This is a genomic window from Longimicrobium sp. (genome assembly GCA_036377595.1).
Lineage (GTDB): Bacteria > Gemmatimonadota > Gemmatimonadetes > Longimicrobiales > Longimicrobiaceae > Longimicrobium.
Genome location: DASUYB010000076.1, coordinates 1 through 21,738 on the forward strand (window position 1 = coordinate 1; position 21,738 = coordinate 21,738).

At 71.7% G+C, this 21,738-nt stretch carries 18 protein-coding genes; 4 read left to right on the forward strand and 14 right to left on the reverse strand.

Annotated elements, in window-relative coordinates; all coding sequences use genetic code 11:
- Positions 1-336: 336 nt before the first annotated feature.
- From VF092_10955 to rlmN, 14 genes are all read right to left on the reverse strand, one after another.
- Positions 337-1,701: a hypothetical protein gene (locus tag VF092_10955; GenBank protein ID HEX6747800.1), complete on the reverse strand. Its 1,365-nt coding sequence runs from the start codon at positions 1,699-1,701 to the stop codon at positions 337-339.
- A gap of 318 nt (positions 1,702-2,019) precedes the next feature.
- Positions 2,020-3,120, reverse strand: a complete 1,101-nt coding sequence (locus tag VF092_10960; GenBank protein ID HEX6747801.1) for a tail fiber domain-containing protein — start codon at positions 3,118-3,120, stop codon at positions 2,020-2,022.
- A gap of 94 nt (positions 3,121-3,214) precedes the next feature.
- On the reverse strand, positions 3,215-4,372 hold the full coding sequence (locus VF092_10965; GenBank protein ID HEX6747802.1) for a tail fiber domain-containing protein: 1,158 nt from the start codon (positions 4,370-4,372) through the stop codon (positions 3,215-3,217).
- A gap of 43 nt (positions 4,373-4,415) precedes the next feature.
- Positions 4,416-5,786, reverse strand: a complete 1,371-nt coding sequence (locus tag VF092_10970) for a hypothetical protein (protein ID HEX6747803.1) — start codon at positions 5,784-5,786, stop codon at positions 4,416-4,418.
- A 36-nt stretch (positions 5,787-5,822) separates the two neighbouring features.
- Positions 5,823-6,869 carry a radical SAM protein gene (locus VF092_10975; GenBank protein HEX6747804.1) on the reverse strand — a complete coding sequence of 349 codons (1,047 nt, stop codon included), beginning with the start codon at positions 6,867-6,869 and terminating at the stop codon, positions 5,823-5,825.
- A gap of 321 nt (positions 6,870-7,190) precedes the next feature.
- A complete protein-coding gene (locus VF092_10980; protein HEX6747805.1) occupies positions 7,191-7,367 on the reverse strand; it encodes a hypothetical protein in 177 nt (58 codons plus the stop codon).
- Between the two features lie 892 nt (positions 7,368-8,259).
- The gene (locus VF092_10985; protein ID HEX6747806.1) at positions 8,260-8,616 is read right to left on the reverse strand and encodes a hypothetical protein; all 357 of its coding nucleotides are present in this window, start codon (positions 8,614-8,616) and stop codon (positions 8,260-8,262) included.
- Between the two features lie 5 nt (positions 8,617-8,621).
- Positions 8,622-9,662: a tail fiber domain-containing protein gene (locus VF092_10990; protein ID HEX6747807.1), complete on the reverse strand. Its 1,041-nt coding sequence runs from the start codon at positions 9,660-9,662 to the stop codon at positions 8,622-8,624.
- A 55-nt stretch (positions 9,663-9,717) separates the two neighbouring features.
- Positions 9,718-10,779 carry a tail fiber domain-containing protein gene (locus VF092_10995; protein ID HEX6747808.1) on the reverse strand — a complete coding sequence of 354 codons (1,062 nt, stop codon included), beginning with the start codon at positions 10,777-10,779 and terminating at the stop codon, positions 9,718-9,720.
- Positions 10,780-10,923: 144 nt separating this feature from the next.
- The gene (locus VF092_11000) at positions 10,924-11,964 is read right to left on the reverse strand and encodes a tail fiber domain-containing protein (protein ID HEX6747809.1); all 1,041 of its coding nucleotides are present in this window, start codon (positions 11,962-11,964) and stop codon (positions 10,924-10,926) included.
- A gap of 59 nt (positions 11,965-12,023) precedes the next feature.
- On the reverse strand, positions 12,024-13,784 hold the full coding sequence (locus tag VF092_11005; GenBank protein ID HEX6747810.1) for a hypothetical protein: 1,761 nt from the start codon (positions 13,782-13,784) through the stop codon (positions 12,024-12,026).
- Positions 13,785-14,090: 306 nt separating this feature from the next.
- Positions 14,091-15,137, reverse strand: a complete 1,047-nt coding sequence (locus VF092_11010; GenBank protein HEX6747811.1) for a hypothetical protein — start codon at positions 15,135-15,137, stop codon at positions 14,091-14,093.
- Positions 15,130-15,996, reverse strand: coding sequence for a formyltransferase family protein (locus tag VF092_11015; protein ID HEX6747812.1), 867 nt, complete (start codon positions 15,994-15,996; stop codon positions 15,130-15,132). Before VF092_11015 ends, VF092_11010 begins: the two co-directional genes overlap by 8 nt.
- Before the next feature lie 52 nt (positions 15,997-16,048).
- On the reverse strand, positions 16,049-17,140 hold the full coding sequence (rlmN, locus tag VF092_11020; GenBank protein ID HEX6747813.1) for a 23S rRNA (adenine(2503)-C(2))-methyltransferase RlmN: 1,092 nt from the start codon (positions 17,138-17,140) through the stop codon (positions 16,049-16,051).
- A gap of 258 nt (positions 17,141-17,398) precedes the next feature.
- On the opposite strand from rlmN, the gene VF092_11025 reads away from it, so the two are divergent.
- The 4 genes from VF092_11025 (at position 17,399) to VF092_11040 (ending at position 21,594) form a co-directional block, all read left to right on the forward strand.
- Positions 17,399-17,857, forward strand: a complete 459-nt coding sequence (locus VF092_11025) for a PTS sugar transporter subunit IIA (protein HEX6747814.1) — start codon at positions 17,399-17,401, stop codon at positions 17,855-17,857.
- Positions 17,854-18,249, forward strand: a complete 396-nt coding sequence (locus VF092_11030; protein ID HEX6747815.1) for a VanZ family protein — start codon at positions 17,854-17,856, stop codon at positions 18,247-18,249. The genes VF092_11025 and VF092_11030 overlap by 4 nt, the downstream gene beginning before the upstream one ends.
- Positions 18,246-20,171 carry an aspartate--tRNA ligase gene (gene aspS, locus VF092_11035; GenBank protein HEX6747816.1) on the forward strand — a complete coding sequence of 642 codons (1,926 nt, stop codon included), beginning with the start codon at positions 18,246-18,248 and terminating at the stop codon, positions 20,169-20,171. The genes VF092_11030 and aspS overlap by 4 nt, the downstream gene beginning before the upstream one ends.
- A gap of 436 nt (positions 20,172-20,607) precedes the next feature.
- Positions 20,608-21,594 (forward strand): PhoH family protein, encoded by a 987-nt coding sequence (locus tag VF092_11040; GenBank protein ID HEX6747817.1) that lies wholly within the window; start codon positions 20,608-20,610, stop codon positions 21,592-21,594.
- Positions 21,595-21,738 lie beyond the last annotated feature (144 nt).

The following is a 21,738-nucleotide window of genomic DNA, read 5'->3' on the forward strand; positions in this document are numbered from 1 at the left end:
CTGCCCGCGGTCCGCTCCAATCCTGTATCCGCTCACCATCCCTCCAGCAACGAAGGCCTGACGTCAGCGAGGATACATATAGTATACAGAGTAAACAAGCCGCCCGCCAGAGTTCTGACACACTCTGGGCCGGCCAGACCGTAATCAGCGTCTGTACGAGAGCATACAGGCCGAAGGATCCATAACCGCGACCGCACGCGGTTCGGCCTGGCGCATCACTATTCCACCCGGACGCATGATCAGTATGACGCAGAGCAGCGGAGGAAGCAGAGAATTCCCTCTGCTTCCTCCGCTGCGCTGCGTGAGACCTTCTTCCGTCGAACGGTCTGCGGACGATCAGAACCGCACGGCCGACGCGTGGTCCGCCTGGTAGGGCGTGTTGAGGATCGTCCCGCCGGCGGCCGCGTTGGCCGGGTCGATGATGCACAGGCGGAACTGCGCGCCCTGCGTGCAGGTGTACACGATCCGCCCGTCCGCCAGCCAGGTGGGCGCGCCGTCGCTGCCGGTGCGCGTGGTCAGCCGCGTCACCACGTTCGTGGCCACGGTCAGGATGTACAGCTCCGTGTCGCCGGAGCGGTTCGAGGCGAAGGCCACGCGCGTGCCGTCGGGGCTCCACGCCCCCTCCACGTCGGCCGACGAGCCGCCCGCCAGCACCGACGGCGTGCCGCCCAGCGTCAGCCCGTAGATGTCGGCCGAGCCGCCCGCCGACGAGGTGAAGGCGAGCTGCGTGGCGCTCTTCCAGTTCGGGCTCGACTCGATGGCGTCGCCCGTGGCCGAGACGGCCACGGTGGCGCCGGTGGCGTCGGCCGCGCCCGTCCAGATCTTGGTGATGGCGCCCGGCGCGCCCGCCGACCACGCCAGCTTCGTCGCGTCGGGCGAGAGCGCGGGCGTAGTCTCGTTGATCGTCGTGGTGGTGGTCAGCCGCGTCTCCGCGCCCCCGCGCAGCGGCACCGAGTACAGCTCGGCGTTCCCGTCGCGGTAGCTGGTGAACACCACCTTCCCCAGCGCCACGCTCGGGTTCACGTCGGAAAGGAGGCTGGTGCTGAGGGCCACGACGTCGTTGCCGTCGATCCCCATCCGGTACACGTCGCGGTTGCCGCCCGGCGCCATCTCCGCCACGATCGTGGGAACGATGGGGGTGGAGACGTAGACGGTGAAGGCGAAGGTCAGCACGGTGGAGGGGATGTTCCACTCCCACCGCTTCACGGCGCTGGTGGCGTTCGGCGGCAGCGCGCCGGGATAGTAGAAGTAGGGCTGCCCCGAGCCGGTGAAGGTGTCGATCCCGTCGGCGTTCCTGACCTCCACCAGCCCCGTCCCCGAGGTGGCGTTGGGACCCGAGGCGAAGAACACCTTCACGCCGGTGACCGTGGTGCCGTCGGAGCCCATGCGCTGCACCAGCAGGTTCTGCACGGTCACGTCGGCGCCGAAGATCCCGGTGCCGGCGTCGTACGTCACGTTGGTCGAGGTCAGCGTGACGTTCACCCGCTGCCCGCCGAAGATGCGGTCGCCGCGCACTCCGGACCCGGCCACGGCGTCGGCGCACCGCATCTCCCGCGCGCGCACGTCCACGGTGCAGGGGATAGCCGCCAGCGCGTCGGGCGGGGTGATCACCGGTGGCTCGGGACGGGTGATGCCGCCGGACTCGGAGCACGCGGCCAGGATCAGCAGGGCGACGAACGCCGCGGGTCGCGCGCTGCGCATGCGCATGAACATCGTCTTGGATTCGTTTCGGGAGGGGGATGCGGCCGCGGGGAAGGTATGGCGGCTGCTACGCTCCGGCGCCGCAGAACGGATGTGCGCCGGATGGAAGATGGTGCCGAACTGCCTGCAATGCAAGGGGATAGGTGATTTTTGCCCTTCTCCGCCGTCCTGCTCCTCTCCCACGAAGATCACGAAGGATGGGAACGAGGGCGAGCGGACAGCCCCCTCCGTGTCCTCCGTGTCCTCTGTGAGAGAATCAAGAAGACGGGCGGGAAGCGGCGTCGATCCGCTCCCCGCCCGTCCGTCTCACGCTGGCGATCAGTTCGACGGCCTGGGCGCGAGGGCCGCCTCGATGCGCGCGAGCCTGGCCTCCAGCTCGGCGATGCGCTGGTCGCGCTGCTGGAGCTGGCGCTGCAGCTCCGCCGTCCGCGCCTCGAGCGCCTTCACCGCGGCGAAGTTCACGCCGTCGAAGTCGCCCGAGTTGATGGTCTTGTCGTCGTCGTTGAACCCCCAGGCGAGGTGCCAGTCCTGCGCCATGGGGCCCATGTGCCGCACCTGCCGCCCCTCGGCGATGTAGTTCCAGGTCTGCACCGGGATCCCGCGGATCCGCGCCAGCAGGTCCTCGCCGTCGACCTCGCGGAAGTTCTCCTTGCGGAAGCGGTCCGAGATCACGTTCCAGCTGCTTCCGCCCGCGTTCAGGCTCACCCCGGTGGTGGTGGTGGCGTTGGTGAACAGCCGGTAGCCGCCGGCGTAGCGCGTGGACCACTGGTTGTTCGCGCTGGCCTCCACCGAGTCGGTGGTCGACTGGTCGGCGGCCACGAAGGCGCCGTCGTGGCCGTTGGCGCTGGCGCGGTGCCCCAGCGCCACCGCGTAGTCGGCGTCGGCCGTCACCCGGTAGCCGATGGCCACCGCGCCCTGCCCGCCGGCGGTGTTGGTGAAGCCCATGGCCACGCAGCCGAAGCCCGTGCAGTGGTTGCTGGCCCCGGTGCTGAACCCGGCCGTGCCGCTGACCGTGTTGCTCCCGCCGAATGCCGCGGCGTCCACACCGCTGACCGTCACCTGGTCGCCGAAGGCGAAGGTGGCGAAGGCGGTGGCCTTGGTCAGGTTGCCGCCCGCCCAGGAGTAGAAGCCGGTGTTGGCGTCGTCCCAGTAGTTGCACACGCCGCCGTCGTCGGTGCCGCCGGCGCGGAACGCGGCCTTGAACGGGTACCACATCATCCGGTAGCCGCAGCCGCTCGCGGGGATGATCCCGATCCCCAGCTCGCCGATGGCGACCACGCCGCCGGCGCTGTCCACCCGGAAGCGGTCGCCGGGCGGAGACCCGGAGCGGAGGCGCAGGAGGATGTCGGACTGCGCCGAGGCGGCCGTGGCCGACACGGCCAGCGCGAGCGCGGAGACGGCCAGAACGAGCTTTCTCATGAGGGATTCGAGATGTTCGCCCCCGGCGGGACGGATTCGGTGGGAGAGCGGCGGGACCGGCGCCGGGGGCCGGTCCCGCATCGTCGTCAGCGTCTCACTGCCTGGAGGCCGCCAGCTGCCGCACCAGCGCCTCCAGCTCCTGCACCCGCGATTCCAGCGAGGTCACCCGCGACTGCAGCCGGCCGACCTCGGCCTGCCTGGCCTGCAGCTGCGCGGTCCGGGCCTCCAGCGCCTTGACCGCGGCGAAGTTCACCCCGTCGATGTCGAGCAGGCCGATGGACTTGTCGTCCATCCCCAGCCCGAACGCCGCGCGGAAGTCCTCGGCGAAGGGGCCCATGTGCCGCACCCCGCCGCGCTCGCCGATGTAGCTCCAGGTGTTCACCGGCACCCCACGGAAGCGGGCCAGCAGCTCCTCGCCGTCCACGGAGGTGAAGTTCTCCTTCAGCATCCGGCTCGACGAGCACGAGAACACGCCCGAGCCCGCGGGGAGGTTGCACCCGGTGGTCAGCGTGGCGTTGGTGCGGAAGCGGTAGCCGCCGGCGTAGCGCGTGGCGAACTCGTTGTTGGCCACCGCCTCGATCGAGTCGGTGGTGCTCTCGTCGCCGGCCACGAACACGCCCGAGTGCCCGTCGGCGCTGGCGCGGTGCCCCAGCGCCACGGCGTAGTCGGCGTCGGCGGTCACCCGGTAGCCGATGGCCACGGCGCCCTGCCCGTTTCCGGCCGCGCAGTTGCCCGAGGTGATCGTGCCGGTGGTGTTGGTGAAGCCGATGGCCACCGAGCCGAAGCCGCACACGTGATTGCTGGCCCCGGCGGTGAAGCCGGCGGTGCCCGCCACCTGGTTGCTGCCGCCGAAGCCCGCGGCGTCGGTACCCGACACCACCACCTGGTCGCCGAAGGCGAAGGTGGCGAAGGCGCTGGCCTGCGACTGGTTGCCGCCGGCCCACGAGTAGAAGCCGGTGTTGGCGTCGTCCCACTGCGTGGAAACCGTGGGGCACGAGCCGGGGCTCCCCGCGCGGAACGAGGCCTTGAACGGATACCACATCATCCGGAAGCCGCACCCCGTGGCGGGGATGATGCCGACGCCCAGCGTGCCCAGCGCCACCACGCCGCCCGCGCTGTCCACGCGGAAGCGGTCGCCCGGCGGCGAGCCCGAGCGCAGGCGAAGCAGGATGTCGGACTGCGCCAACGCGGCGGTTGCCCCCGCCACGAGCGCCAGCGCGGCCAGTACGAGCGTTCTCGTCCGATGCAGCATGGTTCGCTCTCCTTGGATCACGTGTGGTCTGGCAGCCGCGGCGTCATTGCGACGTGGCCTGGATCCGGAAGCCCGTGCTGGTGAGCCGTCCCAGGTCCACGCGGAGGGGCGCTCGGACCGTGATGTTGCCGGTCAGCGAGTAGGTGCCGGTGACCCTCGTGAAGGGGAGGGTGCCCTGCACCGTGCGCGCGATCCCCGTCAGCGTCAGCACGCCCACGGTGTTGTTGATGGCGCCCGAGTTGGTGGTCATCACGTCGCCACTGGCGTCCATGTTGAAGGCCGCCAGCGACAGCGTGGGCACGGTGCCGCCCGGGGTGAGGTCGAGCACCTCGATCCCGCCCACCCCCTCGTTCTGCGTGAGCGTGGGGAAGCTCGGCACGGTATCGGGGATCACGATCGTGTCCTGGGGCACCGGCTTGACGCTGTCGGGCTGCCAGGTGGGCGAGGGGGGTGCCGTGTTGACGGGAAGCCAGTTGTGGGGGTTCTCGTAGTTGTCGTTGGCTCCCGCCGCCGTCCAGATGCGCCGCACCGCCAGCACGTTCACCGGCACCTTGGCGTAGCGGTACGACCCGCTCGTGGTTTCCACCCGGATGGTGGGGCTGCCGAAGCGGAGCCCGTGCATCAGCCCGGTGGGGCTCACGGTGGCGCGGGTCGTGTCGCTCGACGACCAGGCGAACGTGGGCGGGATGGGGTCGGGCTCGCCCATGGCGTTGCGCGACACGGCCGCCAGCTGCCGCACGTAGCCCGAGCGCACGTTGAAGTTGCCCTCCACGTCGACGTAGCCGTCGGGATAGGGCACGGCCGTCGAGACCTTGAGGATGAAGTCGAAGCTCGTCACCGTCAGCGGCACGGTCAGCTGCCACGTCCGGGGGCTCGACAGCTCGTACTGCTCGAGCACCGTGTTGTAGCGGTAGTAGACCTGGCCCGACGCGGTGAAGGTGCCGGTCCCGTCGCCCGTCACCGTGACCAGGCCCGAACCCGCGGTCACCGCGGGCGCCTGGAAGAAGAAGACGTTGATCCCGTTGGGGTCGGGCGCCAGCGCGCCGGTGGTGTCGGCCGTGCCCAGCGGCTGCGGGATGCGGTTGCGGATGGTCACGTCGAAGGTGAACGCCTGCGTGCCCGCGTCGTAGTTGACGTTGGTCGAGGCGACGTCGACGTACTTGTTGTTGGGGCCGTCGATGATGATGTCGCGGCGGTTGCTGTTGTCGCCGCACACCACCGTCTTCGTCTTCGTGTTCCCCGTGCACCGGAGCTCGCCGAGGACCACGGGCGTGCCGGGGGTCTGGGGTCCGCCGGGATTGCCGCCCCCGCCCGGCGGCCCGGCCGGGTTGCTCCGGTCGGAGCACGCCGCGGCCAGAACCAGCCCGGTCGCGAAGGCGGCCGTTAGGCCGGGATACCGCCTGAAGAGATGCATGGTGAGACCTCGGATCTGGCGGGGTTGTACACCGGACTAGCGGGGTCGTGGGCCGCTTCCGGCGTAGGTGAGCGCGACAAGGCGCGGCGGCTGCGCGGAAGCGGTGTCGCCCGCGGCACCGTGCCAGGGACTGCCCGGGAATTCACGGATCCACTCCATCTTCCCCAGCGCCCGTGCGCAGCGGATGCAGGGGAAGCGGTCCAGCTCGCCGCCGGTCGCGGCCAGGGCGGCGCTGGCGCGCTGCAGCCCGTCTAGCCGGGCCGTGTAGCGCGTCCACACGTCGGTCAGCCCCACGTGGTTCAGGTCGGCCACCACGTCGGCCTCGTTCTCGCCGTACTCCGACAGCTGGCAGCACAGCGACAGCCGGCCGCGGGCGTCCACGTAGACGCGGCGGTGCTCGAAGGTGTCGCACGCCGGCTCGGGGCCGTCGAAGGGGGCGCCGTAGTCCAGGTACACGCCGGTGCGCCGCCCCTCGCGCCCCAGCGCCAGGATCTCGTCGCGCGCGGCGTACCACTCGCGCGGGGCCAGGTCGCTGTCGCGGGCGGCGCTGCCGGGCACCGGCTGCGCCAGCGCGAAGTGCAGGCTCACGCACCCCAGCGCCTCGGCCAGGTCGGCGGCCTGCCGCAGCTGGTGGCGGTCGCGCCGGTCCACCACGAACCCCAGCGAGGTGGGAATGCGCCGGCTGGTGAGCAGCGCCACGGCCAGCAGCACGCGCCGGAACGAGCCGCGCCCGCGCTCGGCGTCGTGCACCGCCTCGTCGGCGCCCGACAGCGACAGCCGCACCGCCGAGGGCGGGTGGCGGTCCAGCCCCGGCATCAGCCGCCGCATGTGCCAGCCGTTGGTCACGAAGCGGTAGCTCACGCCGCGCGCGTGCAGCAGGGCGATGATCTCGTCCCAGCGCGGGTGGATGGTGGGCTCGCCGCCGGTCATGCTCACGCCCACCTCGCCGAACAGCGCGCGCGCGTCGTCTACCGTGCGCGCGATCAGCGCCGGATCCAGGTTGCGGACGGTGGTCACGTCGTCCCGGATGCAGTGGGGACAACGCAGGTTGCAGTGCTCGGTGATGGCGAAGCCCAGCAGCATCTTCTCTTTCTTCCTACGGAATCACGGTGCTTCCGCCGCCGCCCGTGCCGCCGCTGCCGGGGATCCCGGAACCATAGGCCAGCGTCAGCTCGGTCAGGCGGGGCAGGTCGATCACGGACGGAGCCTCCCAGCGGCGGCGTCCGGAGGGGCGTGCGGACTCACGGGTCGGACCCGGTGCGGGTACTGCCATGGAATCCTCCGTCAGACAACGAAAACCGCATCACCGAGCGAAGGTCCGCCACACGTCCGGGTGGCGACTGGAACCGCGTCTCCGGGCCTCGCGGCAGTGATCGCGAAACCCGGCAGCATCTTCCTGGGTTCCTACGGGATGACGGTGCTGCCGCCCCCGCCCGTGCCGCCGCCGCCGGGAATGCCGGGGCCGGTGGCCAGCGTCAGCTCGCTCAGGCGGGGCAGGTCGGTCACGGAAGGCGCCTCCCAGCGGCGGCGCTGCACGGTGCGTGGGGCCTGGCGGGTCGGGTCGAGTGCGGGTGCTGCCATGTGGTCCTCCGTGCGTGGAAGAAACAGGCATCACGAGCGGGGTTCTCCGCTCGTTCGAGGTGGCGCTCGAAAGACTGCGTGACAGGCCGCGGACAGCTGCGGCAGCGGCATCCTCCGTCCCGCCGGCATGCGGCGCGGAAACGGGGCGTCGGATCGGTTGTCGCGCCGGACCTGGCGCATGGGACGTGTGGATCGGCAGCCCGGTCTTTCCCGGGAACAGACGGCGGGATACCCCGGCCGTGGCTGCGGAGAAAAATGATAGCCCGCAAGCCGAAAGGGCGCAACGCCGTTGGCGAATCGCCGCCAAACGGATGACACGGCGGCGTGGCGATTTTTCCCGAAAGGAGCCTTCGCGCCAGCATCGCGAAAACCCGCCTCTCCGGCCTTGTTCGCGCAAGCTGCTCCCCGCAGATGGAGCAGTCGGCGACAAATCGCCGGATCTGCGTCATCAATCAGACATTCGGCGCGGCAGGAACGTTACGCCGTGCCCGGGCGGGGAGGCCGCGCCTCAGCCATCCGCCGCGACAGATGAAGTCTAAAGCGTCGGAAAGGGGAGGGGAAGCGCCGCCCCTCGCGACGAGATTCTGCGCGGTTTCCGGCCGTTGAGCGAACAGGGTGCACGGCACAAATCCGGAAAAGTGTGGCACGGATGCCTCACTTTTGTCAGATGTTTGCCTTCGTGGGATTCATGCCTCACATCGCTCTCCGTGCATCCAGGAAACCGCTTTGCCGCACACGGAGACTGGAGAGAACTGCAGAAGGTCGTCTCGCCGTGTCCTCCGCGGCTCCGCGTGAGGCCAGTGCTCTCCCGGTGATCGAAGAACGTCGACCCGGCCACCTGTGTGACCGGGTCGTCGTGCATCCTGGAGCGACAACGTCCTTCGCGGGCCGTTCAGCGCGCCGTGTCGCGTCTCAGCGCGCAGGCGCGCTCGAGGACGGCGCGCTGCGGCGGATCGGCATCCTTCGTCTTGGCCATGCAGCTCTCGTAGCTCTCCATCGACGCCAGCCGCTGCTGGTACAGCCGCGCCTCGCGCGTGGAGTCTTCGATGGCCTCGCGGATCGAGTCCTCGCGCGTGATCACCGGCCGGCCCGTCACGGTGAAGGCGCCCTGCGTCGGTGCGGCCGAGTCGCCCTGCGGCGCATCGGCCGCCGCCGGGGCCGACGTCTCGTCGTTCGTTCCGCGATCCTTCCCGCAGGCGGCGACGGCCAGCATCGCCGCCAGCGGGAGAAGGGTGGCGATCCGGTTCACGGGGCTCAGCGCTGCTGCTCCTGCATGCGGCGGACGGCGGCCTCCAGCGCTTCGAGCCGCTGGCGCGTGTCCTGGAGCTCGCTACGCAGCCGGGCGACCTCGGCCGTGCGGGCCTGCAGCTCGGCGGTGCGCGCCTCCAGCGCCTTGATGGCCGCCAGGTTCACACCGTCGAAGTCGCTCATGTTGATGGTGCGGTCGTCGCGCGTGAAGCCGAACGCGCGGTGCCAGTCCTGCGCCATCGGGCCGATGTGGAAGGTCGAGCGGTCCTCCTCGTCGCGGTAGCGCCAGGTGGTCACCGGCACCAGCCGCAGCCGCGAGAGGATGTCCTCGCCGTTCACGGAGAGGAAGTCGCCCTTGCGGTTGCGGTCGGAGATCACCGCCCACGAGCTGCCGCCCGCCGCCACCTGCACGCCCACCGTCATGGTGGCGTTGGTGAAGAGGCGGACGCCGCCGGCGGCGCGCACGGTGAACTGGTTGTTGGCGCTGGCCTGCGTGCTGTCGGTCGTCGACCCGTCGGAGAACACGATGGCGCCCGCGTGGCCGTTGGTCGACGCGCGCTGGCCGATGGCCACCGAGTAGTCGGCGTCGGCGGTCGAGCGGTAGCCGATGGCCACCGTTCCGGTGCCGTCGGCGTTGGCGATGTAGCCCAGCGCGGTGCTGTAGCTGCCCAGCGCCGTGCTCTGATACCCCATGGCGAACGACGCCAGCCCCAGGGCGATGGTGTTGTAGCCGCCGGCCCAGGTGTAGTAGCCGGTGTTGGGGTCGTCCCACTGGGTCCCCGCGCTGCCGATGGAGCCCGCGCGGAACGCGGCCTTGTTCGGGTGCCACATCAGCCGCTCGCCGGCGCCCGTGAAGGGAATGATCCCGATCCCCAGCACCCCCTTGGCCACGAAGCCGCTGGCGCTGTCCACGCGGAAGCGGTCGCCCAGGGGCGAGCCGGAGCGCAGGCGCAGGAGGATGTCGGACTGCGCCGATCCGCTGGCGGGAAGGAGCGCGGAACCGGCCAGGGCAGACGTCAGCAGGGCCAGAACGGTCTTCGCTTTCATGGCACTCTCGTCCAGTGCAGGGGATGCCGCGGGAACCGAGCCGCCCGCGGCGGGGTCAGCGTGGCGCGCGGGCGGCCTCTTCCAGCCGCCGCAGGCGCTCTTCGAAGCGCGCGTTCTGCTCGCGCAGCGCGGCCACCTCGGCGCGCAGCGCGGCGTTCTCGTCCTGCAGCCCCTCGATACGCGCGGCCTGCCCGGCGGTGCGCGCCTCCAGCGCCTTGATGGCCGCCAGGTTCACACCGTCGAAGTCGCTCATGTTGATGGTGCGGTCGTCGCGCGTGAAGCCGAACGCGCGGTGCCAGTCCTGCGCCATGGGGCCGATGTGGAAGGTCGAGCGGTCGTCCTCGTCGCGGTAGCGCCAGGTGGTCACCGGCACCAGCCGCAGCCGCGAGAGGATGTCCTCGCCGTTCACGGAGAGGAAGTCGCCCTTGCGGTTGCGGTCCGAGATCACCGCCCACGAGCTGCCGCCCGCCGCCACCTGCACGCCCACCGTCATCGTCGCGTTGGTGAACAGGCGGATGCCGCCGGCCGCGCGCACGGTGAACTGGTTGTTGGCGCTGGCCTGCGTGCTGTCCGTGGTCGACCCGTCGGAGAGCACGATGGCGCCGGCATGCCCGTTGGTCGACGCGCGCTGGCCGATGGCCACCGAGTAGTCGGCGTCGGCCGTGGGGCGGTAGCCGATGGCCACCGCGCCCGTGCCGTCGGCGTTGGCCGTGTACCCCAGCGCGATGGCGTAGCTGCCCAGCGCCGAGTTCTGGTACCCCATGGCGAACGACGCCAGCCCCAGCGCGGTGGTGTTGTAGCCGCCGGCCCAGGTGTAGAAGCCCGTGTTGGCCAGGTCCCACTGGGTTCCCGCGCTGCCGATGGAGCCCGCGCGGAAGGCCGCATGGTAGGGGTCCCACGTCAGCCGCTCACCGGCACCGGAGAAGGGGTGGACGCCGACACCGAGCACCCCCTTGGCCACGATGGCGCTGGAGCTGTCCACCCGGAAGCGGTCGCCCAGCGGCGAGCCCGAACGCAGGCGGAGCAGGATGTCGGACTGCGCCGAGGCAGCCGACGGGGCAAGCGCGGAGCCCAGCAGGGCCGAAGCCAGCAGGGCCACTCCGATCTTCGCTTTCATGGCCAAGTCGTCCGGGTACAGGGTGCGTTCACGCCCGCGGTGAACGCTCACCGGGGCTCGGGATCGCGGCTGCCCTCCCTGCGGCATGCGAAGGTGGAAGGCGGCGGAAGGGCGCCCGCCGGACGCCCTTCCGCCGCCCGTTGCTCAGGGCGCGTCCGAGCTCCGCGCCTCCAGCCTCCGGAGCCGCTCCTCGAGGGCCGCGTTGGCGGCCCGCAGCTGCGCCACCTGCTCGTTCAGGGTGGCGATCTCGGCCGCCTGCTGCGTGGTGCGCGCCTCGAGCGCCTGCACGCCGGCCAGGTTCACGCCGTCGAGGTCGCTCATGTTGATGGTGCGGTCGTCCGTCGTGAAGCCGAACGCCCGGTGCCAGTCCTGCGCCATCGGGCCGATGTGGAAGGTCGACCGGTCCGCCTCGTCGCGGTAGCGCCAGGTGGTCACCGGCACGCCGCGCAGGCGGGCGAGGAGGTCCTCTCCGTCGACCGACAGGAAATCGACCTTGCGGTTGCGATCCGAGATCACCGCCCACGAGCTGCCCCCCGCCGCCAGCGACACGCCGGTGGTCTTGGTGGCGTTGGTGTACAGCCGCACGCCGCCGGCCGCCCGCAGCGAGAACTGGTTGGCGGCGCTGGCCAGCAGGCTGTCGGTGCTCGACTGGTCGGAGATCACGATGGCGCCGCTGAAGCCGTTGGTGCTGGCGCGCTGCCCGATGGCCACCGAGTAGTTGCCGTCGGCGGTGCTCAGGTATCCCAGCGCCACCGAGCCCACGCCGTCGGAGTGGGCGTTGTAGCCCAGCCCCACGCCGTACGACTGCAGCGCCCACGAGCCGTAGCCCGCGGCGATCGAGTAGTTCCCCTGCGCGATGGTGTTGAAGCCCGACGCCAGGGAGTAGAAGCCGAAGTTGCTGTCGTCCCACTGCGTGCCATCCACGCCGCCGGTGCGGAAGCCGGCCTTGAACGGGTGCCACATGGTGCGGTCGCCCGAGCCGGTGAAGGGGATGATGCCGATGCCGATGAACCCCTTGGCCACGAACCCGCTGGCGCTGTCCACGCGGAAGCGGTCGCCCAGCGGCGAGCCCGAGCGCAGGCGCAGGAGGATGTCGGACTGGGCGGCCACGGGCGAGGCCGCCGAAGCGAGGAGGGCGGCGCCGGCGGCCGCCAGGGCGATGCACGCGCGAAGCTTCATGGTCATGCTGGTCATGCTGAGGTGGGAGAACGGGCGCGCGGGCCGGGGCCCGCGCGCCCGAAGGTTCAGTTGGCGTCGGCCTGCAGGCGCACGCCCGACACGGTGAGCCGGCCGGCATCCACCTGGATGGATGCGCGCGCGTTGACGTTGTTGGTCAGCGAGTAGGTGCCCGTCACCCGCAGCGGGGGAAGCTTTCCTTCCACCGTCTTGGCGATGCCGGACAGGAAGAGGCGCCCGGAGGTGTTGACGATCCCGCCGGTGAGCCCCGTCGTGACGTTGGCCGACGCCGTCAGGTCGAAGGCGTTCAGCGAGATCATGGCCACGTTCTCCACCGTCACGCCGCCGATCGACACGTTCGCGGCGAGGACGGGGTCGAGCGGCGCGGCGGCGGGGACGTAGACTGAGTCCAGCGACATGGGCACCGCGGCCGGGCTCCAGTTGCCGTTGGTGTGCCAGTCGGTGGTGCCGGCGCCGGCGGTCCAGGTGCGCGTCACGCCCGCCACGGTCACCGGCTGGATCACGTTCAGGCGCCGGCCCTGCGCCCGCAGCATGCTGCTGCCGTAGTTGGTGTAGGTGACCAGCTGGTCGGCGCTTCCCGACACCAGCAGGGCGCCGGCGCCCATGGTGGCGGGCACGCCGTTGGTCTCCACCAGGTACACGCTGTCGGCCTGGCTGGACTTCACGTTGCCGTATCGGTCCATCGCCTTCACCGTCACGGTGAACGGCACGTTGGTGGCGGGGCGCGAGGGTGTGCCCGAGCGGAAGTTGGCCGCGCAGTCGTTCACGCTCTCACCCGGCATCAGCACCATCAGCCTCGAGTACGCGGCGGCCGCGCCGATGCTGACCGTGGCCGCGCCGGCGGGGCCGGCCGTGCGCGCGTAGCAGATCTGCCGCTGGCCGGGATAGTCGGGCACCGCCGGGTCCATCGCCGGGCTGCCGTTCAGCACGGTCACGGTGGTGGCGCCCAGCGCGGTGGCGCGGTCGCGCAGCCGCCGTACGGCGGCGGTGTCCTGGCTCTCCTCGATGCTCTCCGTCAGCCGTACCTCGGTGTCGGTGACGGCCAGGATCTGGAAGCCGATGGAGAACACGTCCAGCTGCGACGTGGCCTGCAGCGGCAGGCGGAACGACACCGTGAGCAGGCCGTCCCACTGGTTGGGGTCCGACGTGGCCGGGAGGGTGCGGTTGGCGTTCGAAAGCGCGCTCCGCACCACGTAGCCGTAGGGGAAGATCCCGGTGACGTCGCCCGGCAGGGTGATGGCCGCGGCCTCGGGCTCGGTGATCACCTGCAGGACGTCGGGATAGGGAGCCTGCATGGTGACCAGGTCGTTCGCCATCGTCACGTTGCCCGTGGGGATGACGAACTGCGCGATCGAGGGGCTGGCGTCGGTGCCGTCGAACTTCTTCAGCGAGCTGATGGGCGTGCCCGAGATGGTGTTGGCGCGCGTGACCATCATCAGCGTGAGGTTGTTCAGCGACACGCCGGTGCCGTTGCGCACGCGGTAGGTGAACGACGCGTAGCGCTGGCCGCCGCCGGTGCGGCTGCCCTCGATCAGCGAAACCGAGGAAACCTGCTCGAAGGTGATTCCCGCGCCCGCGTTGGCCATCGAGGCGCTCACGCCGGGTGCCAGCGTGGGCCCGACCGCAGTGAGGGTGGAGGTGGGATCGGACGTGCCGAGGCCGGTGACGGTGAGCTCGTACACGCCCACCGGCTGCGGCGCCGGCTTCGGCTTCGGCTCCGGCGACGGGGTCTGGGTGGGGGGCTCGTCGGCGCAGGCGGCGAGTGCCAGCAGCGCGAGCGCCAGGGTGCTGCAACGGAGGAGGCGCATGGAGGTACCCGAGGGCCCGGGTTTGGTGACAGAGCACACGAGGGGACGGCGCGGCTTGCACCGTCCCTCCGGTGGGGGTACGGGTGGTGGAACCGACGAGCTGGGGTTAGAAGCCCCCGCTGATGAGCGTCAACGTGGTCAGCTTGCCGAGCTCGGAAACCTGGGGGCGCACGAAAGGCCGCCGCTCTTCCCGGGGCGTCTCGGTGGCGCGCGGCGACTCGAGGGTCGGGGACCGCTCTTCACGCATGGTTGCCTGACGGGTTGAAGGAGGGAGCCGGCAGTAGGCGAGCGGGACGTGGACCGGCTTCACGCGCATGGACCATACGACAAACTCGCTGCGCGGTCAAGCGATGCGTCGCCTTCCGGTCCAAACGCGCCCTTGCCGATGGGAAGCGCGGAAGCCAGGACAGAGTGGAGTACGCGGGGATCGAGGTGCGCGTCCAGCCCCAGGCGCAGCTCGAACGCCGGGAGCCGCGCGGCGCGCTCCAGCAGCGCCAGCACCGGGCGCGCGCCCCCGGGATCGGCCAGGAGCCAGGGCGACTGCTCGACCAGCTTGCCGAGCGCGGCGGCGGGGTGCGCGGCGGCCACGGCGGTGGGCAGCTCCGGCACCACGCGGGGAAGGAGGAGCCCGCCCAGCGGCGCGCTCCGGCGCCACCGCCCCGGCCCGAAGCCGGCGGGATCGACGCGGCTGCGGGCGCCCGTGGGCCGGCCCGCGGCGCCCGAGTCGAGGTTGAACGGCCGCGGCCACCCCTCGGCCGTCAGCTCGCCGTCCGGCCCGGCGCCCAGCACCACGTGGTCGTCGGAGAGCCAGTCCCACCCGCCGCGGATCAGGTTCAGCGTGGTGGTGGTCTTGCCGCTGAAGGTGCCGCCGGCCAGCAGCCACGCGCGCCCGTCCGGCGCCACCACGGCGGCGGCGTGCACCAGCGCGCGGTCCAGCCGGTTCAGCAGGAGCGCGGCGGAGATGGACAGCGCGCCGGAAAGCTCCACCGCGAGCTCGGCCAGCACCGCATCCGGGTCGGCGAGCCGCACCGTGGCGCGCCGGGCGTCCAGGTCGACGACGGCCGACACGCGCCGGGTGGTGTCGGCCAGCAGCGCGTGGGTCCGCGGCGGGGGCACCCATCCCCGCAATCCCCGGAGCTCCAGCAGGGGGGGATCCTCCGGGGATGCGAACGCCGGCTCCCCCGGCTCGACGACGAGCCGGGCCGCGGCGGAACCGGGCGACTCCACCGGGTGCTCGAAGCGCGGCCGCCACGCCTCCACCGCGCCGGCGACGTCCGGGTCGACGCGGAGCACCAGCGAGCCGTCTTCCAGCAGCGCGTGCGACACGTAGCCGGGGGAGCGGGGGTCAGCCATCGGCGCGCGGCCCGGCGGCGGGGTGGGGATCGTCGGCGACGGGCGCCGAGGACGGGCGCTTCGGCAGGGGAACGTTCTCGTCCAGTCCGGCCGCGGCGATCCGCGCGTCCGCCTCGGGGGGGAGCCGCAGGTCGGGGGTGCAGAAGGGCCGCCAGCGCTCGAAAAGTGCGTGGGCCGCACCCTCCGCCAGGAGCGCGTCGACGCGGGCGAGCTCTCCGGCGCCGGTGACGGTGCGGGCCAGCGCGAACCGCCGCTCCTGCGGCGCGCGCGGAAGGTCGTGGCCCGCCGCGGCCGCGGCGATCGCATCCGCCGTCATCGTCACCCAGAGGTCGTAGAACCGGTCCCCCAGCGCCCGCGCGGAATCTCCCTCGGCCACCGGCAGCAGGCGGCGCTCCACCACGGGACCGGTGTCGATCCCCCGGTCGATCCAGAGGGTGGTGCACCCCAGCGGGACGCCGCGGAGCAGGGCATTGGCGAAGGGGCCGTTCCCGCGCACCCACGGGAGGAGCCCCGGATGGGTGTTCAGCACGCCGAGCTTCGGGATCTCGACCACCGCCGGCTCCAGCAGCGAACAGGTGGCCAGTACGACCACGTCGGGGGCCTCCGCGCGGAGGTCGCGGACCATGCGGGGATGGTTGAGCGGCGCGGTGAACACCACCCGCCGCGCGCCGCGCCGGTAGCTCGGGTCCAGGCGCCGCCGCGCGCGGGCGGCGAGCGGCCGGAGCATGCCGGGGCCGCGGGTGAGGATGGGCGCGTAGAGCACCAGCGCGTCCGCCGGGGTGCCGCGCTGGTGCAGGACGCCCAGGAGCCGCCGGGTGAACTTTCCCCCCCAGGAGAGGACGACGACGCGGCGGCTCATGCGGGGGAATCGACGGAGAAGGAAGCGGCGCGGAAACGGGGGTGAAACGGCGTCAGATCGAGCCCATCTGCACGGGCTTGCGGCCCTGCGTGGCCTCGGCGCGGAGCTGGCCGCACGCCGCGGCGATGTCGCGCCCGCGGCTCTCGCGGATGGCGGCGGGAATGCCGCGCCCCTCCAGCACCTCCACGAAGTGGTTCAGCCGCGCGCGCTTCGACGGCTGCCAGTCCGTCCCCGGGATGGGGTTGAAGGGGATCAGGTTGACGAACGCCTTGAACTCCTCCACCACGTCCGCCAGCTCGTCCGCGAGATGCGGGAGGTCGGTGACGCCGTCGATCATCACGTACTCGAAGGTGATGCGCTTGCCCCCGGCCTCGTCGAACCTGCGCAGCGCGTCGAGGAGGACGGGAAGCGGATACTTCTTCTCCAGCGGGATGAGCGTCTGGCGCAGCTCGTGATTCGGCGCGTGCAGCGAGACGGCCAGGCGGTACTGCTCCGGCATCTCCGCCATCTGCAGGATGCCGGGGACCACGCCCACGGTGGAGACGGTGATGCGGCGCGCGCCCACGCCGTAGCCGCGGTTCAGGATCGCCAGAGTGGGGAAGAGCGAGCGCGGGTTCATCAGCGGCTCGCCCATCCCCATGAACACGATGTTGGTGATGTCACCGTAGCCGTTCTCGCGTGCCCAGCGCCGCGCGCCGCGGTACTGGGCCACGATCTCGCCCGGCGTGAGCTGGCGCCGGTATCCCGCCCATCCGGTGGCGCAGAACGAGCACGCCATCGCGCACCCGGCCTGCGAGGAGATGCACAGCGTCAGCCGCGAGGGGGTGGGGATGAGGACGGACTCGATCAGCTCGCCGTCCTTCAATCTCCAGAGATGCTTCGCCGTGCCGTCGACCGAGCGCGAGAGCTTGGCCACGGCGGGGGCGGTGAGGTCGAACGACTCCTTCAGCGCCTCGCGCTCGCCGGCGGGAAGGTCGGTCATCTCGTCGAAGCCGCCCGCCAGCCGCTCGTACAGCCACTTCGCCACCTGCCCGGCGCGATACCTGGCCTGGCCGCGCGCGGCGAAGTGCTCCCTGAGCATGGCCTCGGCGTCTTCGGGAAGAAGCCCGGCGAGGTCGGGTTTGATCGTGGCGGTGACGGTCATTCGAAAAGATAGTCCTAAGTCCTGAGTCCCAAGTCCTAAGTGCCCAGTGCCCAGTGCCCAGCGGCGCGGGGAATCTACGTCGGATCGACGCACTTTCGCACTTTCGCACCTTCGCACTTCCTTACCCGCGAGGCGAAAACGGTTCCGGGCGTGCTTGATGCGGCAACGGGCGGGCGTTAGGTTTGCAAGGTCCGCACCGGCCACGCCCTAGCGCGTGGCCGGACCGTTTCCGCCCCCTGAATCGCCGCCGAACGCCGAGTGCTGCTGACGGAGCTGCTGACCCCCGAGCGCGTGAAGGTGCCCCTGGCCGCGCGGAGCAAGGACGCCGTGCTGGAGGAGCTGGTGGGGGTGCTGGGCGCCCATGGCACGGTGGCCGATGCCGCCGCCGTGCTGCGCGCCGTGCACCAGCGCGAGGAGGTGCTCTCCACCGGCATCGGCGGCGGCGTGGCCATCCCCCACGGCAAGGCCGACGGAGTCGACGGGCTGGCGATGGCGGCGGGCGTCGCGGCCGAGCCGCTGGACTTCGCGGCGCTCGACGGGCAGCCGGTGCGGCTCTTCTTCCTCCTCGTGGGCCCCGAGTCGGCCGCGGGGGCGCACGTGAAGGCGCTCAGCCGCATCTCGCGGCTGGTGCGCCGCGACGACCTGCGCGAGCGGCTGATCGCCGCGGCCACGCCCGAGGAGTTCATGGCCGTGGTCACCGAGGCGGAAAGCGCGTGAGGGGCGCCGTCTCGCGCTGGCTGCCGGTGCTGGCCTGGGCGGCGGCCATCTTCTGGCTGTCGTCGCAGTCCACGCTGCCGCACCTGCCGCGCTTCGTGGCGTGGGACAAGCTGCAGCACGCGCTGGGCTACTCCGTGGGGGGCTTCCTGCTCGCGCGCGCCGTGGGCGTGCGCGGGCGCGGCACCGTGATCGCCGCCGCGCTGGGGATGCTGTACGGCGCCAGCGACGAGGTGCACCAGGCCTTCGTCCCCGGGCGCAGCACCGACGTGCTGGACTGGACGGCCGACGCCGTGGGCGTGCTGGCCGGCGTCTTCATCTACCGATTCATCCATCCGCGGCGCGCCCGCGGCGGCTCCGCCGCCGCCTCCGCCGCGGAGGCTTCCGCGACATGAGCTTCGAGAACCCGACTTCGTACCGTACCTCCACGGCGGGAACGCTCCGCGCCGGCGACTCCGGATCGACCGTCACCCTCGCCGGCTGGGTGCACCGCCGGCGCGACCTGGGCGGCCTCTGCTTCGTGGACCTGCGCGACCGCGAGGGGCTGGTGCAGGTGTCGTTCGACCCCGCGTGGACGCCCGCCGAGGTGCTGGAGGAGGCGCGCCGCCTGGGCCCCGAGGACGTGATCCAGGTGGAGGGCACCGTCTTCCCGCGCATCGCCGGGCAGCACAACCCCGACCTGCCCACGGGCGACGTGGAGGTGCGCGCGGCCACGCTCAACGTGCTGACGCGCGCGGAGCCGCTGCCGATCCAGGTGTTCTACGGCGCGAAGGACGAGATCCCCTCCGAGGACCTGCGCCTCCGCTACCGCTCGCTCGACCTGCGGCGCGGCGAACTGCAGCACGCCATGCGCACGCGGCACGAGGCGATGCAGGCGGCGCGGCGCTTCCTCTCGGCCGAGGGGTTCCTGGAGATCGAGACGCCGCTGCTGACCAAGCCCACCCCCGAGGGCGCGCGCGACTTCCTCGTCCCCAGTCGCAACTGGCCGGGCGAGTTCTACGCGCTGCCGCAGAGCCCGCAGCTGTACAAGCAGCTGCTGATGGTCAGCGGGTTCGACCGCTACTTCCAGATCGCCCGCTGCCTGCGCGACGAGGACCTGCGCGCCGACCGCCAGCCCGAGTTCACGCAGATCGACCTGGAGATGGCGTTCGCCGACGCCGAGGACGTGTTCCGCGTGGGCGAGGGGCTGATGGCCGCCATCCTCCGCGAGGTGGGGGGGATCGAGCTCGAGACGCCGTTCCCGCGCCTGACCTACGCCGAGGCCATGCTGCGCTACGGGAGCGACAAGCCCGACCTGCGCTTCGGCCTGGAGATCGCCGACGTCACCCCCGTGCTGCAGCGCGCGGACTTCCGCCTCTTCCAGGCCACGGCGGGAACGGCGCAGCGCATCCGCGGGATCCGCGTCCCCGGCGGCGCGCGCCTCTCGCGCAAGGAGCTGGACGAGCTGCAGGAGGTGGCCAAGCGCGGGGGCGCGGCCGGCGCGCTCTGGGTCAAGCGCGGCGACGACGGGCTCTCCGGCCAGTTCGCCAAGGCGCTGGACGACGCCACCCGCGACGCCTTCTACGCGGCGACGGGGATGGAGAACGGCGACCTGTTCGTCGCCGTCGTCGGTGAGTTCCGCGTCGCCGAGCCGGACGGCGTGGGCCATCTCGTCGGTTCGACGGACGGGAGCGCGCCGGTGGTGGAGCCGACGCACCAGGTGCGCGCGGGGCTGGAGCCGGCGCTCGACGAGCTGCGGCGGCATCTCGCGCGGAAGCTGGAGCTGGTCGACACCTCGAAGCAGGCGTGGCTCTGGGTGACCGAGTTCCCGCTCTTCGGGTGGGACACGGACGCGGATCGCCTCGTCTCCGAGCACCATCCTTTCACCCGCCCGCACCCGGACGACATCGCCCTGATCCTCGAGGCGGCCAGGGACGGGTCGCCGGGCGCGGAGGCGGCGCGGGCGCTGTACCGGCGCCCGGTCCGCTCGCTCGCGTACGACGCGGTGTGGAACGGGATGGAGATGTCGAGCGGGTCGGTGCGCATCCACGAGCCCGACCTGCAGGCGGCCATCTTCCGCACGCTGGGGATCGGGGCCGAGGAAGCGCAGACCAAGTTCGGCTTCCTGCTGGAGGCGTTCCGCTACGGTGCGCCGCCGCACGCCGGCGTGGCGTTCGGGTTCGACCGGCTGGTGATGCTGCTGGCCGGCGGGCAGAGCCTGCGCGACGTGATCGCGTTCCCCAAGACGGCCAGCGCGCGGGCGCTGTTCGAGAACGCGCCCACGCCGGTGGCCGACGACCAGCTCCGCGAGGTGAACATTCGCGCGACTGGGTCGTAACAGATGGTGTGACATGACCGCCACTCCGGCGCGGGTCACCGAAGCGGGCGGGGCACCGGCACACTGCCGGGCCTCGCCCCGTGGCTTTTGGACGAGTGCTGAGTGGCGGTGGAACGGAAATTGGGGGGATGGACGGGCAGGCGCGGCGCTACAGGCCGTGTGGGTGGCGGAGATTTGCGCAGGGCCGCCGCGGATCCCCCCCACCCCCGGCCCCTCCCCCACGAGGGGGGAGGGATGGGGGAGGGGAGACCTCAGCGCGGTGACTGATCCGGCGCTGAGTGCTCCCCCGCTCCCGCGAAGCGGGGGAGGGGGCCGGGGGGAGGGGGCCACCCGCGGCCGCGGGGATGAACGCTTCCGCACCTCTGGAATCGCCCGCATCCCGCAGTTGCAGTTGAGTTTCCGACGATCGAATCAGTTGCGAGGGACGTGACGATAGATGGCTGACCAGGCCGTGCAGCACCGCATCCCCGTGGAGGGCGCCGATCCGCTGGCGCTGGGCGGGGTGAACGACCAGAACCTGACCGAGCTGGCCCGGCTCTCGGGCCTGCGCGTGTTCCTGCGCGACGACCACCTCCTCCTCTCCGGTCCGCTGGAGGGGGTGGAGCGCGCCGTGCCCGTTGCCCAGCACATGATCGAGCTGGCGCGCCGCGGCGTGCCCGTGGGCACCGAAGACGTCCACCGCCTGTTCGACACCGCCGCGCAGGACGGCGGCGGCGGGCTGGAGCGCCTGGCCGACGCCGGCCGCGTGGTCGTCCCCGGGCCCAAGAAGACGATCTCGGCCAAGAGCGAGGGGCAGGCGAAATACCTTGCGGCCATCGAGGAAAACGACATCGTGGTGGGGATCGGGCCCGCGGGAACGGGCAAGACCTACCTGGCCGTGGCGATGGCTGTCGATGCACTCTTCAAGAAGCGGGTGAAGCGGATCATCCTCGCGCGCCCGGCGGTGGAGGCGGGCGAGAACCTGGGCTTCCTCCCGGGCGACCTGCAGGAGAAGATCGATCCCTATCTCCGCCCGCTGTACGACGCGCTGGAGGACATGATCCCGCACGACCGGCTGCGGCGGGCGATGGAGAGCCGGGCGATCGAGATCGCGCCGCTGGCCTACATGCGCGGGCGCACGCTGCAGGACGCGTTCGTGATCCTGGACGAGGCGCAGAACGCGACCCGCGCGCAGATGAAGATGTTCCTCACCCGCCTGGGGCTGAACAGCAAGGCGGTGATCACGGGCGACAAGACGCAGATCGACCTGCCGCGCCGCGAGGACAGCGGGCTGATCCAGATCGAGGAGGTGCTGAAGGGGATCCCCGGGATCGCCTTCGCCTACCTGAAGGGGACCGACGTGATCCGCCACCGCCTGGTGAAGGAGATCATCCGCGCCTACGCCGCCCACAGCGGCCACGAGCAGGAGCCGGGAGAGGCCTGATGCCCACCGGCGACCGGTCGGGTCCGGAACGCCGCGCGGTGCCGCGCGACCCGGGGGAGCCGCCTCACCCCCGGCGCCGCCGCACGCGCCTGCTGCACCACGCCCGCCGGGCCGCGGTGCTCCTGGCCGTCGCCAGCGGGATCT

Coding starts and splice junctions, on each gene's coding strand:
- VF092_10955 (HEX6747800.1), bottom strand. CDS start 1,701: ATGCGCAGCGCGCGACCCGCGGCGTTCGTCGCCCTGCTGATCCTGGCC.
- VF092_10960 (HEX6747801.1), bottom strand. CDS start 3,120: ATGAGAAAGCTCGTTCTGGCCGTCTCCGCGCTCGCGCTGGCCGTGTCG.
- VF092_10965 (HEX6747802.1), bottom strand. CDS start 4,372: ATGCTGCATCGGACGAGAACGCTCGTACTGGCCGCGCTGGCGCTCGTG.
- VF092_10970 (HEX6747803.1), bottom strand. CDS start 5,786: ATGCATCTCTTCAGGCGGTATCCCGGCCTAACGGCCGCCTTCGCGACC.
- VF092_10975 (HEX6747804.1), bottom strand. CDS start 6,869: ATGCTGCTGGGCTTCGCCATCACCGAGCACTGCAACCTGCGTTGTCCC.
- VF092_10980 (HEX6747805.1), bottom strand. CDS start 7,367: ATGGCAGCACCCGCACTCGACCCGACCCGCCAGGCCCCACGCACCGTG.
- VF092_10990 (HEX6747807.1), bottom strand. CDS start 9,662: ATGAAAGCGAAGACCGTTCTGGCCCTGCTGACGTCTGCCCTGGCCGGT.
- VF092_10995 (HEX6747808.1), bottom strand. CDS start 10,779: ATGAAAGCGAAGATCGGAGTGGCCCTGCTGGCTTCGGCCCTGCTGGGC.
- VF092_11000 (HEX6747809.1), bottom strand. CDS start 11,964: ATGACCATGAAGCTTCGCGCGTGCATCGCCCTGGCGGCCGCCGGCGCC.
- VF092_11005 (HEX6747810.1), bottom strand. CDS start 13,784: ATGCGCCTCCTCCGTTGCAGCACCCTGGCGCTCGCGCTGCTGGCACTC.
- VF092_11010 (HEX6747811.1), bottom strand. CDS start 15,137: ATGGCTGACCCCCGCTCCCCCGGCTACGTGTCGCACGCGCTGCTGGAA.
- VF092_11015 (HEX6747812.1), bottom strand. CDS start 15,996: ATGAGCCGCCGCGTCGTCGTCCTCTCCTGGGGGGGAAAGTTCACCCGG.
- rlmN (HEX6747813.1), bottom strand. CDS start 17,140: ATGACCGTCACCGCCACGATCAAACCCGACCTCGCCGGGCTTCTTCCC.
- aspS (HEX6747816.1), top strand. CDS start 18,246: ATGAGCTTCGAGAACCCGACTTCGTACCGTACCTCCACGGCGGGAACG.
- VF092_11040 (HEX6747817.1), top strand. CDS start 20,608: ATGGCTGACCAGGCCGTGCAGCACCGCATCCCCGTGGAGGGCGCCGAT.